This window comes from Exiguobacterium sp. s91 (genome assembly GCF_018618915.1).
Classification (GTDB): Bacteria; Bacillota; Bacilli; order Exiguobacteriales; family Exiguobacteriaceae; genus Exiguobacterium_A; species Exiguobacterium_A abrahamii.
This window is the reverse complement of the sequence record NZ_JACSMZ010000001.1, coordinates 916,943-929,115: the sequence shown is the minus strand read 5'-3', so window position 1 is coordinate 929,115 and position 12,173 is coordinate 916,943. Positions and strand designations below refer to the sequence as shown.

Here is a 12,173-nt window from a genome sequence, read left to right as displayed (position 1 = left end):
TCCTCCTTAGAACATCCGAAGACGTTCTTTTGTATTTACGATTTCTGTAATGCGTACACCGAAGTTCTCTTCGATGACGACCACTTCACCCGTTGCGATCAATGTATTGTTGACAAGAACGTCAACTGGTTCCCCTGCCAGTTTATCCAGCTCGATGACAGAACCTTGTGTTAATTCCAATATGTCACGAACGGAGCGGCGTGTCCGTCCTAACTCAACCGTGACGTTCAACGGAACATCATATAACATTCCGATATTCCCTGGCGTGCCCTCTACTTCCATCTCACCTAACTGACTAAATTGAACTGGACTGACACCGACTGGCGTTGCTTTCGGTTCAGGTGGTGGGACGACCGTTCGTTGTTCCATCGCTGGTGCCGGTGTCGGTTGCGCTTGTGGTTGTGGTTGTTCTGGTTGCGCTTGTGCCGTTGCTTGTGGTGCAGGTTCTGCTTGTTGGGTCGTACTCGCGCTAAAGAGTTTTTGAATCAATTGTTTCGAGAAATCCAGTGGTGCTAATTGAACGATTTTTGAATCAATCATCGTGCCAATCTTCAAATCAAACTCGATGATGACCATGTTCTCCCAAAGAGAAAAGCTATCGACGATGCTCTTATCTTGTGAAAAATCAAAAATTTCAACAGCAGGTGGTGAGATATCGATTCGCATGGAGAACACTGTCGACATCGATGTCGCAGCAGCTCCCATCATCTGATTCATCGCTTCCTGTACAGCAGATAGAGCAATCGGATCCATCTCAAGCGATTCATCAATGACACCATCGCCTCCCATCATCAGGTTCGCGATGACAGAAGCATCTCGCTGTGTCAGGATCAGGACATTTTCTCCTTTGAATCCTTCTGTATAGCCGACACGCAACGCGACGTGCGGAATCGGATAACGACTTCGTAATTCTTCCATCGAAATCATCCGAACATGTGGTGTCGTGATTTCTACTTTTTGATTCAACAATGCCGATAAGGCCGTTGCTGAATTCCCAAGTGAGATGTTTCCGACTTCCCCTAGCGCATCGATTTCCATATCATCTAATATTTCCTCTGCGTCCGAATCTTGCGGTTCATCGTTTGATGGCGTTCCGCGTAACAACGCATCGATTTCATCTTGCGAAAGCATATCGCTCATGTTATTCCTCCTCAATTCGTTGTAAGACTTGCAAAGCGAGGTGTTTCCCGTTTAGTCCCGGTCGGGCTTTGAACATCTTCCGGTCATCGACGAATACATCGACGGCATCTGAGGCCCGCGTCTTCAGGGATAAACAATCGCCTACTTCGAGGTGTAACAATTCACCAAACGATAGCTCTGTTTGGCCGAGCACTGCTTTTAAATCGACGACGGAACTCATCAACTGCGTTTGCATGTGTTCAGACTCTTGATTATCTGCTGTCGTTCGCTTTTCTTGTTGCATCCAATAATGACTTGATAATTTCGGAAGAACGGATTCAAGGGTCACGAACGGCAGACAGACATTCAACGTGCCGCTCACTTCTCCAACCGTTACGTAAATCGAAACGAGGATGACCGTCTCATTCGGAGAAACGAGCTGTAGAAACTGCGGATTGATTTCTAAATCGTCGTACTCCGCCTCGACTTCCGTCACCGACTCCCAAGCGGCGCCATATTGGACGAAGGCACGTTTGAACAATTGTGTCAGAATACGCGTCTCGATTTCCGTCAAATTTTCAATCTTGTTCATCCCTTCACCCGGTCCTCCAAGTAATCGATCGAGCATCGCATAAGCAATGTTCGGATTGACTTCGAACAAGACTTTTCCATCAAGCGGATGAAGGTTCACAAGATTGATCAATGTCATGTTCGGAATAGAATGAATGAATTCATCGTACGGGAGTTGCTCGACTGTATTGACCGTGAACTGGACGTACGTCCGAAGTTGTGCAGAAAAATGCGTCGTCAACACTCGGGCGAACTGTTCATGGATACGCGTCAAATTCCGTAATTGATCTTTTGAGAAGCGAAGCGCTCGTTTAAAGTCATAGACTTTGACACGGCGCTGCTCCTCTTGGCTTCGGATTTCCTCGACTTCCATATCTCCGCTTGAAATGGCTGATAGCAAGGCATCGATTTCATGTTGGGATAATACTTCGCTCATGCTGCCACCTCACTGGATGATTTTTTTCGTCGTATAGACACGCTGGACATCACCTTCTTGAATGAGCTTCTTGAACTGCATCCGTAATCGTTCTTCGAGCTTCTCCATATCCGCTTTTGAGTCTAAGTCCGACTTTTTCATCGCAGATAAATCACCTAAGATGATGTTATTGATTTGAAACTTTCGTAATTCTAAATCATCACGTGTTGCTTGATCGTCTGTAACGATCGTAAATTGGACATTCAAAAAACGTTCATCAGCGATGTTCGTCGTCAAGTCGTCTGTCTGAAGACTTCGTGCATCAAGTTCTTCACCTGTCGGCTGTTCGACTTTTGCTTCTGTCGTATCATTAGCTAAAAAGTAATTCATGATCATATAACCTGCGCCAACCATCAGTGCTGCGACAATGATCATGATTAAAGGGATTTTTAGTTTACTCTTCTTCTTTTCCTCGGCCATCTTCGAGCCTCCTTACACTGTTCAAGCCCGCTAATCCGATTTGTTGATAAAAAGCGATTGCGATTGCCTTGACCTCTTCTATTGATTCCTTCACGACATAAATCTGTCCGCCAACGAGTTGAATCGTCGTATCCGGAGTGGAACGGACAGATTCGATCAGTATGGCGTTTAGTACGAGTGGTGCATTACGTAATGTCGTTAGCGTAATCATCGTTTCAGGTTGACCAATTCCTCAAGAACTTGGTCAGAAGTCGTGATGATTCGCGTATTCGCTTGGAAACCACGTTGAGCAATGATCATCTCCGTGAACTCTTCTGATAAGTCGACGTTTGACATTTCGAGCGTTCCAGATGTCAATTGCCCCATTCCGTTCAAGCTCGGTGTTCCAAGTACTGGCTCACCTGAGTTTTGTGACGCTGCGAACACGTTGACACCTGATTTTTCTAGACCACCCGGGTTAGCAAAGTTCGCGATCGTGATATAACCGACGTTTTGTAATGCTCCTGTCGTATCGACGTAAGTGACGAGACCGTCTTTACCGATTGATAAGTTACGTGCATCCGTTGGTACTTTTAGTTTTTGGAATCCTGCGCCACCTGCTTCCGGAAGGGGTACTGGCGGAGTACCGTTTGCAGCTCCTTGTGTCCCAGTACCGATTAAGTAGTTTCCGTCACCTGTAACTAAGTTTCCATCAAGATCCGTATAGAAGTTACCTGAACGGGTATAACGAATCCCTTCCGCTGTGACGACTTGGAAGAATCCTTCACCAGAAATCCCAACATCGAGAACGCGACCCGTATTCTGAAGCGCACCTTGGTTATACACATTATCGACTGTTGACATCGATGCTCCAAGACCGACCTGTTTCGGGTTCGTCCCACCGACATTGCCGCCTGCACCGGATGATGAACCGACCGATTGGCTGACGAGATCCTTAAACGTCACCCGTCCTTTTTTATAACCGAACGTGTTGACGTTCGCGATGTTATTCCCGACGACATCCAGTTTCGTCTGAAAGTTCTTAAGCCCACTGATTCCTGAATACATTGAACGTAACATTATTTTTCCTCCTTTGATTGAATCTGCGTCAACTCGTATACACTAATCTGTTTTCCGTTCGATAATTCGGCCATGATATCCAGCCCATCCCGTTTTACACTAACGACACTGGCTGTCTCTTCGACGGTCGTCGTCTGTTCTGCTCCAGAAGCATCGGTCGTCTTTGACTCTGCTTCATAACTGACGTTCTTACCAATCAGATTGCTGTAGGATAATAACGCCGTCGCATGTTGGTTCAAGACCATCGTGTCCATCGTCTTCCCGATTGCTTGCATCTGTTCAAGTGAAGAAAACTGCGCCATCTGAGCAATGAAATCCTTATCTTCCATTGGTGCCGTCGGGTCCTGATTCGACAGCTGGGCAATCAGAATTTTCATGAACATATCTTTATCCATTGCTTTATTCGTCGGTACTTGTGACTTTTCAGGAAGCTGGTATGAAGTACCATCTGTTTTGATTGCATCAGTCATCGTCTTCCTCCTCTTCTTCCTCTACTGGAGCGGGTGTTTCTTGATAAGGGGACTCATGCTCCTGCTGATCACGTGTGAAGGACTGTTGAAACTCCCGTGCACTAGATGCGATCATCCCCGTCTCGATCTTCACGACCGGGGTCTGCTGGTGTAAAGCTGTCTGCAATTTTCCGAGTTGTTGCTCGATCGATTGTTTCGCTTGTTCAGTACTCGCAAACAGTTTGATGGTCAATGCCCCCTCCTTACGATCGAGTTGAACGACGACCTCTCCAAGCTGCTCTGGATAAAGACGAATCGACAATCGAGTTGACCCGTCAGCACCTTTTAAGAACGGTGCCTGTTGAAGTGCAGCTTCAATCCGTTGTTGAATCTGTTCTGGTACGGGTAGCGGCACTGGACGAATCGTTTGCAACGGGGTACCTTTGTAAATCGGCATGCTCATTGGAGTCAGCGCGGCTTTTCCTTCTGGATCAACGGGCATGGTCGCTTTTCGCATGAGTGAAGCGAATGCCAACGGGAGCGGTGTCTTTCCTTTTGCCTGCTCAGCTACAGCTACAGCTACAGTGTCCGACTTGAGCGTTTCGACAATAGGACCAGGTTGCGGGAGCGTCTGTTTCACAGGCAACGCGGAAATGTCTCCTTCAATCGTAGTAAGTAATGGTTGTTTTAAGTTGTTCGTATGATGATCTTTCATTTTGATCGTATCGTTCGTTACTGTCTGCAAGACGACTTGCTGAAGCAATGGTGGCAATTGATCGAACTGATTTTTCGCCTGCTCGACATTTCCCTCAAGCAATTGTTTGACGAACGCTAGTAGTTGTTCCATTTTCTTTGGTTCTTGTTTTAACGCCTCTACTTCCGGTTGTTTTAGTAAAGAGAGAAGCTCGTCCGGTTGATCTACGAGTTCTTGTATCCAATCCGGTAATAGTGGTGTCTCCACTTTCGTCTCGAGTGCTGTCAAATCAGCTGAGAACGGTGACGATGACGCTGTTGGTAACTTCGTCAGATAATCCAGTAACGAAGCAAATTGACCACCAACCGTGGTCATCTCTCCTTTTTTCCCTGTTCCAGTATTCAAGTTCGGGGAGGATGATTGTATTACTTCCGTCATGTTCATCTGGCTTCCCTCCTTACTTCGTCGCGAGTAGCTGTGTTAAGGCCGCCGCTTTTTTAGCGTCCATCTTGGCAATGATCGCCGCCTGTTGTTCCGCATCGATGTCCTCGATGATCGGTACGACTTCTGTCGGACTGAGTTCGTTTAAGATGAGCGCAGCATCCTTTGGTGCCATTTCAGCATAGACATCTGTCACAGATGCTGCTTTTTTCTTCGTCGCCTTCGTTTGATCCGTCGTCGCGGGCGTCGGTGTTTGTTTTAAACGATCCCGTTCTGCAATCAAACGTTCGACTTCCTGTTCTTTAGCTTTTAAACTATCCGATTGTTCTTTGCTTTGATTGCGTAGTTTCTTGATTTCTTGATTCGCTACTTTCAGACGACGTTCGAGTTCTGCTGACGGATTTGCTTGATTCGTAGTCGTTTTTTCCGTTGCGAACGGTAAGGATAGCAATGGACGTCCATTCGCATAATTTAATACGAAATAAGCTGTCAGCAAGATTAAAATCAAAGGGATGATCAATAAAGGTAAGATCCATCCTTTTGACGTTTTATTTTCACTCATATCATCCGTCCTCTTCCAAACTGTAACAATGCCAGTTCATCTAATTGATTTTGTTCCGTCAATGCCTCGATTCGTTTCGTTTCAACCGTATGATTCTCTTGCAGACGACTAAACTTCTTCTCCTCGATCAACGCTCGTTCGAGTGCTTCCTGTGCGCGTTCATAGCGATTTTTCGATTGTGTCACGTACAGTTGTTGCCGTTCGATTTCTTGCTTCACGACATCTCGAGCCCGCTCTCGATATTGCGAAGACGTTAATTCGACGATGCCAATCTCATCTTGCGCTTTCAGAAAGGATTCATAACGGACGAGCAGATGGTATAGTTTTTCGACTTCGATCTCATATTGTTTTTTATGAAGGCTCAATTCTTTTGCGACGCGATCTTTCTCTGCTTCAGCCAAAGGAATGATTCGTTCATAAATCGTCTTCATCTTCCGCCCTCCTTACTGAATCGTTGCCATGAGTTGCTGACAAGCTTTCTCGAAGTCACTGTCTTCATGGATTTGTTGTTTTAAGAAACGGATCAGCTCCGGATATTTATCGACGGCACGATCAATTTCCGGATTCGTCCCTTTTTTGTAGGCGCCGATATTGATTAAGTCTTCCGAATCAAGATACGTCGATAACAGCTGTCGAAATGCGACGGCAGCTGTCTTTTGTTCAGCAGTCGTGATTTGATTCATGACACGACTGATGGATCGTAAGACATGAATCGCTGGAAACTGTCCTTTGTTCGCAAGATTACGATCAAGAACGAAATGACCGTCTAAGATCCCTCGTACAGCGTCAGCAATCGGTTCATTCATATCGTCTCCATCGACGAGTACGGTATAAAAAGCCGTGATCGAGCCGTCTTGTGTCTTCCCGCTACGTTCAAGCAATTGAGGAAGAAGTGCAAATACACTTGGCGTATATCCTTTTGATGCAGGTGGTTCACCTGTCGCAAGACCGATTTCTCGCTGCGCCATCGCAAAACGTGTGACGGAATCCATCATCAAGACCACATTCTTACCCTGATCCCGAAAGTATTCAGCGATGGCTGTTGCCGTATAGGCGCCTTTTAAACGAACAAGTGGCGGTTGATCACTCGTCGCTACGACCAAGATGGAGCGTTTCATCCCCTCTTCGCCAAGTTCTGCCTCCACGAATTCCTTGACTTCACGTCCTCGTTCACCAATCAAGGCAATGACGTTGATGTCTGCTGTCGATCGTTTTGCAATCATCCCGAGTAGTGTCGACTTCCCAACTCCTGATCCTGCAAACAAACCAACGCGTTGTCCTTGACCGACCGTTAGTAGCCCATCGATGGCACGGATGCCCGTCGAGAGAACATCACTGATACGAGGTCGCTCCAATGGACTCGGTGGTTTACGAACGATTGATGTCGTACGGAAATTTTCTAATGCCTCTCCGTCCAGTGGTCTCCCTAGACCATCAAGCACTTTACCAATCAGTTCATCGCCTACAGGGACGTGGAGTGGTTTTCCTGTCGCAAGAACGATCGAGCCTGGAGCAATCGATGTCGTTTCACCATACGGCATGAGTAGGACGTGACCTTCTCTAAAACCGACGACTTCCGCTTCAATCGTCTGGCGTTGTTGAATTTGGATCAAACAACGCTCGCCGATTGCGACAGCCGTTGGTCCACGTGATTCAATCATCAATCCAATCACTTGTACGACCTTTCCGGAATGCTGAACGAGTTCTTCCGGACGAATTTCTCGAACTGCGGCTTGAATCGCATTTACGTTAAACATGATGTAAAACCTCTTTGATTTTGGTTTGTAGGGCTTCAAAGCCACTTGTCAAACCACCTGTGATTGCTCCATTCTCCGAGTCGATCCGATAATCGCGTGCTTTAAGCGCTGGATCAAATCGTAATTGAATCGTCGCATTAGCACCTAGAACACCTTGGAGCTGCTCTTCAAGCAGAACGACCCGTTCAAAATCCGCTGGTGAAGCGTAGATAATGATCTTTTCACGATCTCGGAACTGAATGATCAACTGATGTAATAATTGGTATAATGCCTCTTCTTCTTCATCATGTAACTGCTCTAGAAACTGATGCGTCACCTGGAGTCCAAGCACACACAATTCATGTTCCAATCGCATCAATCGCTCTTGATTTTGCTCTTCGATTCGTGCAGTAAACGTATTTGTCGTTGCGATTTGCTCTTCGAACGTTGCTTGTCCTTCCGCACGTCCTGTTTCAAATCCAGCCTGGTGTCCTTCTTCATATCCTCGTTGACGTGCTTCCTCTAATGCCTGAAGACGTTCTTGTTCAAACTCACGCTGACGCTGTTCAAACTCTAGAACCATCACCTGGCGAAGACGTTCTAGTTCAGCTTGACCTTCAGCCATCCGCTCTTCATAGAACGTATCTGGAACGATTGCCGATTCTTCCTGAGCATTTCGGACTTGAACGAGTGTTCGTTCCTGTCGTTCAATCACAGCTTGTCTTTTGATGACGTTAGACAACAATATCATCTCCTCCACCACGAGCCACGACGATCTCACCCATGTCTTCTAAGCGGCGGATGATTCCGACGATTCGACTTTGTGCTTCTTCGACGTCTCGGAGACGAACAGGACCCATGAATTCCATATCCTCTTTGAACGATTCGACCATCCGTTGTGACATGTTGCGGTAGACCATATCCTTGACGTCGTCTGACGATACTTTGAGTGCCAACAGTAGATCTTCGTTCGATACTTCGCGAATGATGCGCTGAATCGCCCGTGCATCGAGCGTGACGATATCTTCGAAGACGAACATCCGTTTTTTGATTTCTTCTGCGAGTTCTGGATCCTGAATCTCGAGCGTATCGAGAATCGTTCGTTCGGTTGTCCGGTCGACCCCGTTCAATACTTGAACGACCGCCTCGATACCGCCAGACTGCGCAAAATCTTGCATGCCTGCTTGTGACAGATTCCGTTCGAGAATTTGCTCTACTTCGCTAATGATCTCCGGGTTCATTCTGTCCATCGTCGCAATCCGCCGTGCTACATCGGATTGTGCTTCTGCCGGTAGCTCCGAGAGAATCTGTCCTGATTTGGCAGGATCAAGATGGGCAAGAACAAGCGCGATTGTTTGCGGATGTTCATTTTGAATGAAGTTCAATAGCTGTTTCGGGTCTGCCTTTCGTGCAAACTCAAACGGTCGGACTTGTAACGTCGATGTCAGGCGATAGATGAGTTCCATCGCCTTTTCTTCACCAAGCGCCTTCTCAAGAACCGATTTAGCAAACCCAATTCCACCTTGAGTGATGTAGTTTTGCGCCATCGCTAGTTCATGAAACTCATCGAGAACGACTAACTTATCTTCTGGATCGACTCGTTTCATACTTGAGATTTGAAGGGTCAACCATTCCATCTCTTCTTCCGATAAATGTTTATATACACTGGCAGCGACTTCAGGACCTAACGAAATCATGAGAATCGCAGCCTTTTCCCGACTGTTCATTTCTAGCTTCTTCATCTCATCAATCCTCCGCTAACCAAGTACGTAATAATTTCGCAAACTCATCCGGATTGGATTCAGCGAGTTTTTCAAGCTGTTTTCGTTTGACTGCACCATCGCTCGTATCTTCTGTTGATAATTCCGGAATTTCCGTCTCAATCGGTGTCCATTCCTCAAGTTCTTCAATTTCATTCGCTCTCCGTCGACGCATGAGGAGGATGACTGCTCCAATGACGAGGATTGCCGCTCCACCAAGGGCGAACCAAACCCACATCGGTGTTGCCGTCGTCGTTTTCGTCGCTGCCGTCGTTTCCGCGAATGGTCGAGACATGACAACGACCTTATTGGCAAGTTCTGCATCCGTCAGCGTTGCTTTCGCATCTGTCTTCGTTAATGATGTCCGGATGATCGAGTACATCATCGTCTGTAAGTCAGTTTGTAGTTGTGGATCGATCTGATTCTGACCTTTTGGTGGCTCGACGATGATTTGAATTCCTAAATCACGAATCTCGTAAGGAGCTCCTGTGATTTGTTTTGTGATTCGATTGACTTCATAGTTGATGATATCGTGTGTTTTCTCACTCGTATCACCCGTCGTTCCAGTACCCGCCGGGAAATTCGTCGTCTCATTTTGCCCCGTACCTGCTGTACCAGCATTTGCAGAGCCTGTGTACGCTTCTGCTACTTTTTCAGCAGACGTGACGATCCCTTCGATTTTATCGGGATCTACTGGCTCAACAAGCTTTTGTTCTTCCTGACGTTTCGTGACATCGACATCTGCCGTAACTGAAACGAGTGCTTTTTGTGGACCGAGAACGACAGATAGCATCTGCTGAATCTGCTTGCGTAAATCGTTTTCCGTCGTTTTCTTCAGCGCCATCGGATCGGTTCCACCCGCCGTTTGCGTAGCAGATCCTGGCTCGTAATACGTAAAATACTGATCCATGATCGTAATGTTTTCTTCTTTAAGGTTCGGAATACTCTTTGCAATCAAATGATACAACCCTTGAACCGTCTGATTGTTAAGATTACTACCCGCGCTAGAAGTCAAGACGACAGAGACTGTTGAAGTTTCTTTTTCATCAGAGAGAAAAACACTTTTCTCTGGGAGAGTAATCATGACTTTCGCAGATTCAATCCCGTTGACTTGTGTAATCAAGTTTTCAAGTTCCGTCTGCATCGTATCGCGTTCGAGAATGTTCATTTCTTTATCCGTCGTTCCGAATCCAGCGTTTTCACTGAAGAAGGAATAGTCGATTTGACCGGATTTTGGTATACCAGCCGTCGCTAATTCGACTTTTAAGTTTTCAACGTTTGCTTCTGGAACAAGTATCGTCACGCCATTTGCTTCAGTGACGACTTCCGATGCGATTCCATCTTCATTTAGCTTTTCCGTCACTTGCCCCGCCTCTTGAGGGGATAGCTTCGAATAAAGAGGCGTCATTGTTGGTTTAGATAACCAGATGATCGCAACAATCAACGCCGCTAAAACGACGACGATGATTCCTAAAATCGTCGCCTTCTTCGCAAGTGACCATTCTTTCCATGTCGTATTCATTGCTCCCAATCGAGCTTTTAAACGTTCGTTCATTCAACATCTCCCACGCTTTCCTTAACAGTCACAGTTGCATACGCATCATTTCTTGGTATGCTTCGATGCCTTTGTTACGGACTTCAAGGGCGAGTTGCATAGAAAGCGATGCTTCTTCTGTTTTAATCATGATGTTATGTAGATCCGTCGTCTTTCCTGTCGCGAGATCGACGCGCGCTTGAGATGAGGCATGTTGCGTTGCATTCAGTCCGTTCATCGCCTCGCTGAGCACCTCACTAAAATCACTTGGTGTCGTCTTAGCGACTGTCTGCGTGGGTAGTACCATCTGCATGTTTTGAATTGGTTGAATTGCCATCTCTTCATCTCCTCTACTTATTTACCAATCTCCATCGCTTTGACGAGCATCGCTTTTGTCGCGTTCAAAGCCGTTACGTTCGCTTCGTAAGAGCGTGTCGCGCCCATCATGTCGACCATTTCTTTTAAGATATCGACATTAGGCATCTTGACGTATCCGAGTTCATCCGCATCTGGATGCGTCGGATTATATTCTAATTTGAATGGTTCAGGATCCTTCTTCAATTCACTGACCGTGACACCATTGGCGGTCTCTTTTAACACAGCGAGTTTTCTCGCATACGGTTGCCACTGTCCATTGACGAGCTCACCTCGTGTCGTTTGAGCATTCGCGATGTTCGCCGAGACTGTATCGAGCCGCAAACGCTGGGCAGTTAAACCGGACGCAGACGTATGAAATCCGTTGAACATACTCATCGATTACTTTCCTCCTCGGATAACAGACTGGATGCCAGAGAATTTACGATTCAACTGTTCGACCAACGCCTCGTACTCAATTTGATTGCGTGATAATTCAGACATCTCAAGGTCGATATCAACACCGTTTCCATCGTTGCGCATCGTATTCGGTCGATCAACGATGCTACCAGAAGTTCCAATCGTTGCGTGTCGTTTTAAACTCATTTTCATCTCTGAATCGAGCACATCTCCAAACGTGACTCGCTTTGCCTTATACCCGGGCGTATCGACATTCGCGATGTTTTTAGCGATGACTTCCTGTGCCATGACCGTTCGATTGACAGCTTGTGTCATTAAATTATAGTCAGACCCTAACCAATTCATCTTCTTTCCTCCACTCGTGGAAACTATATTCAAAATCACGACAAAAAGTAAGTCGTTAGTAACATATCTGAAATAATTGAAACAAATAGGTCAATGTTTGAAAAGAAGTTTTTTGAAAAATAGGGTAATGAGATGTTAATATTCTGTTTTTTATTCCCTTTTCTTATAAAAATGATAAATAATACCTAGTCAAACAAAAAAGACCTAGTGCTTAACTAGGTCTTCTCTCTATAAG

Annotated in this window: 16 protein-coding genes; all 16 read right to left on the bottom strand. The window is 46.1% G+C overall.

What is annotated here, in order from left to right; translation table 11 throughout:
- Nucleotides 1-6 precede the first annotated feature (6 nt).
- From fliY to flgB, 16 genes are read right to left on the bottom strand one after another with little or no spacing between them, the layout of a single operon-like run.
- Complete coding sequence (gene fliY, locus KNQ06_RS04615; protein ID WP_050677473.1) at nt 7-1,140, bottom strand: flagellar motor switch phosphatase FliY; 1,134 nt, start codon at nt 1,138-1,140, stop codon at nt 7-9.
- A gap of 1 nt (nt 1,141) precedes the next feature.
- Nucleotides 1,142-2,125 (bottom strand): flagellar motor switch protein FliM, encoded by a 984-nt coding sequence (gene fliM, locus KNQ06_RS04610; protein ID WP_029342065.1) that lies wholly within the window; start codon nt 2,123-2,125, stop codon nt 1,142-1,144.
- A 9-nt stretch (nt 2,126-2,134) separates the two neighbouring features.
- The gene (locus KNQ06_RS04605; RefSeq protein WP_029342066.1) at nt 2,135-2,584 is read right to left on the bottom strand and encodes a flagellar basal body-associated FliL family protein; all 450 of its coding nucleotides are present in this window, start codon (nt 2,582-2,584) and stop codon (nt 2,135-2,137) included.
- Nucleotides 2,559-2,795: a flagellar FlbD family protein gene (locus KNQ06_RS04600; protein ID WP_029342067.1), complete on the bottom strand. Its 237-nt coding sequence runs from the start codon at nt 2,793-2,795 to the stop codon at nt 2,559-2,561. The genes KNQ06_RS04605 and KNQ06_RS04600 overlap by 26 nt, the downstream gene beginning before the upstream one ends.
- Nucleotides 2,792-3,643 carry a flagellar basal body rod protein FlgG gene (flgG, locus tag KNQ06_RS04595; protein WP_149427591.1) on the bottom strand — a complete coding sequence of 284 codons (852 nt, stop codon included), beginning with the start codon at nt 3,641-3,643 and terminating at the stop codon, nt 2,792-2,794. The genes KNQ06_RS04600 and flgG overlap by 4 nt, the downstream gene beginning before the upstream one ends.
- A complete protein-coding gene (locus KNQ06_RS04590; RefSeq protein WP_029342069.1) occupies nt 3,643-4,113 on the bottom strand; it encodes a flagellar hook capping FlgD N-terminal domain-containing protein in 471 nt (156 codons plus the stop codon). Before KNQ06_RS04590 ends, flgG begins: the two co-directional genes overlap by 1 nt.
- The gene (locus KNQ06_RS04585) at nt 4,106-5,230 is read right to left on the bottom strand and encodes a flagellar hook-length control protein FliK (RefSeq protein WP_215147427.1); all 1,125 of its coding nucleotides are present in this window, start codon (nt 5,228-5,230) and stop codon (nt 4,106-4,108) included. The genes KNQ06_RS04590 and KNQ06_RS04585 overlap by 8 nt, the downstream gene beginning before the upstream one ends.
- A 13-nt stretch (nt 5,231-5,243) precedes the next feature.
- Nucleotides 5,244-5,789 carry a MotE family protein gene (locus KNQ06_RS04580; RefSeq protein WP_214770710.1) on the bottom strand — a complete coding sequence of 182 codons (546 nt, stop codon included), beginning with the start codon at nt 5,787-5,789 and terminating at the stop codon, nt 5,244-5,246.
- Complete coding sequence (locus tag KNQ06_RS04575; protein ID WP_029342072.1) at nt 5,786-6,220, bottom strand: flagellar export protein FliJ; 435 nt, start codon at nt 6,218-6,220, stop codon at nt 5,786-5,788. Before KNQ06_RS04575 ends, KNQ06_RS04580 begins: the two co-directional genes overlap by 4 nt.
- A 12-nt stretch (nt 6,221-6,232) precedes the next feature.
- The gene (fliI, locus tag KNQ06_RS04570) at nt 6,233-7,546 is read right to left on the bottom strand and encodes a flagellar protein export ATPase FliI (RefSeq protein ID WP_214723607.1); all 1,314 of its coding nucleotides are present in this window, start codon (nt 7,544-7,546) and stop codon (nt 6,233-6,235) included.
- Nucleotides 7,539-8,276 carry a FliH/SctL family protein gene (locus KNQ06_RS04565; protein ID WP_149427592.1) on the bottom strand — a complete coding sequence of 246 codons (738 nt, stop codon included), beginning with the start codon at nt 8,274-8,276 and terminating at the stop codon, nt 7,539-7,541. Before KNQ06_RS04565 ends, fliI begins: the two co-directional genes overlap by 8 nt.
- Nucleotides 8,260-9,267, bottom strand: a complete 1,008-nt coding sequence (gene fliG, locus KNQ06_RS04560) for a flagellar motor switch protein FliG (RefSeq protein WP_050677479.1) — start codon at nt 9,265-9,267, stop codon at nt 8,260-8,262. The genes KNQ06_RS04565 and fliG overlap by 17 nt, the downstream gene beginning before the upstream one ends.
- A 4-nt stretch (nt 9,268-9,271) precedes the next feature.
- Nucleotides 9,272-10,840: a flagellar basal-body MS-ring/collar protein FliF gene (fliF, locus tag KNQ06_RS04555; RefSeq protein WP_214723609.1), complete on the bottom strand. Its 1,569-nt coding sequence runs from the start codon at nt 10,838-10,840 to the stop codon at nt 9,272-9,274.
- Between the two features lie 28 nt (nt 10,841-10,868).
- A complete protein-coding gene (gene fliE / locus KNQ06_RS04550; RefSeq protein ID WP_029342077.1) occupies nt 10,869-11,156 on the bottom strand; it encodes a flagellar hook-basal body complex protein FliE in 288 nt (95 codons plus the stop codon).
- A gap of 17 nt (nt 11,157-11,173) precedes the next feature.
- The gene (flgC, locus tag KNQ06_RS04545; RefSeq protein WP_029342078.1) at nt 11,174-11,572 is read right to left on the bottom strand and encodes a flagellar basal body rod protein FlgC; all 399 of its coding nucleotides are present in this window, start codon (nt 11,570-11,572) and stop codon (nt 11,174-11,176) included.
- 3 nt (nt 11,573-11,575) lie between these two features.
- Nucleotides 11,576-11,938 carry a flagellar basal body rod protein FlgB gene (gene flgB, locus KNQ06_RS04540; protein ID WP_214723611.1) on the bottom strand — a complete coding sequence of 121 codons (363 nt, stop codon included), beginning with the start codon at nt 11,936-11,938 and terminating at the stop codon, nt 11,576-11,578.
- Nucleotides 11,939-12,173: the final 235 nt, after the last annotated feature.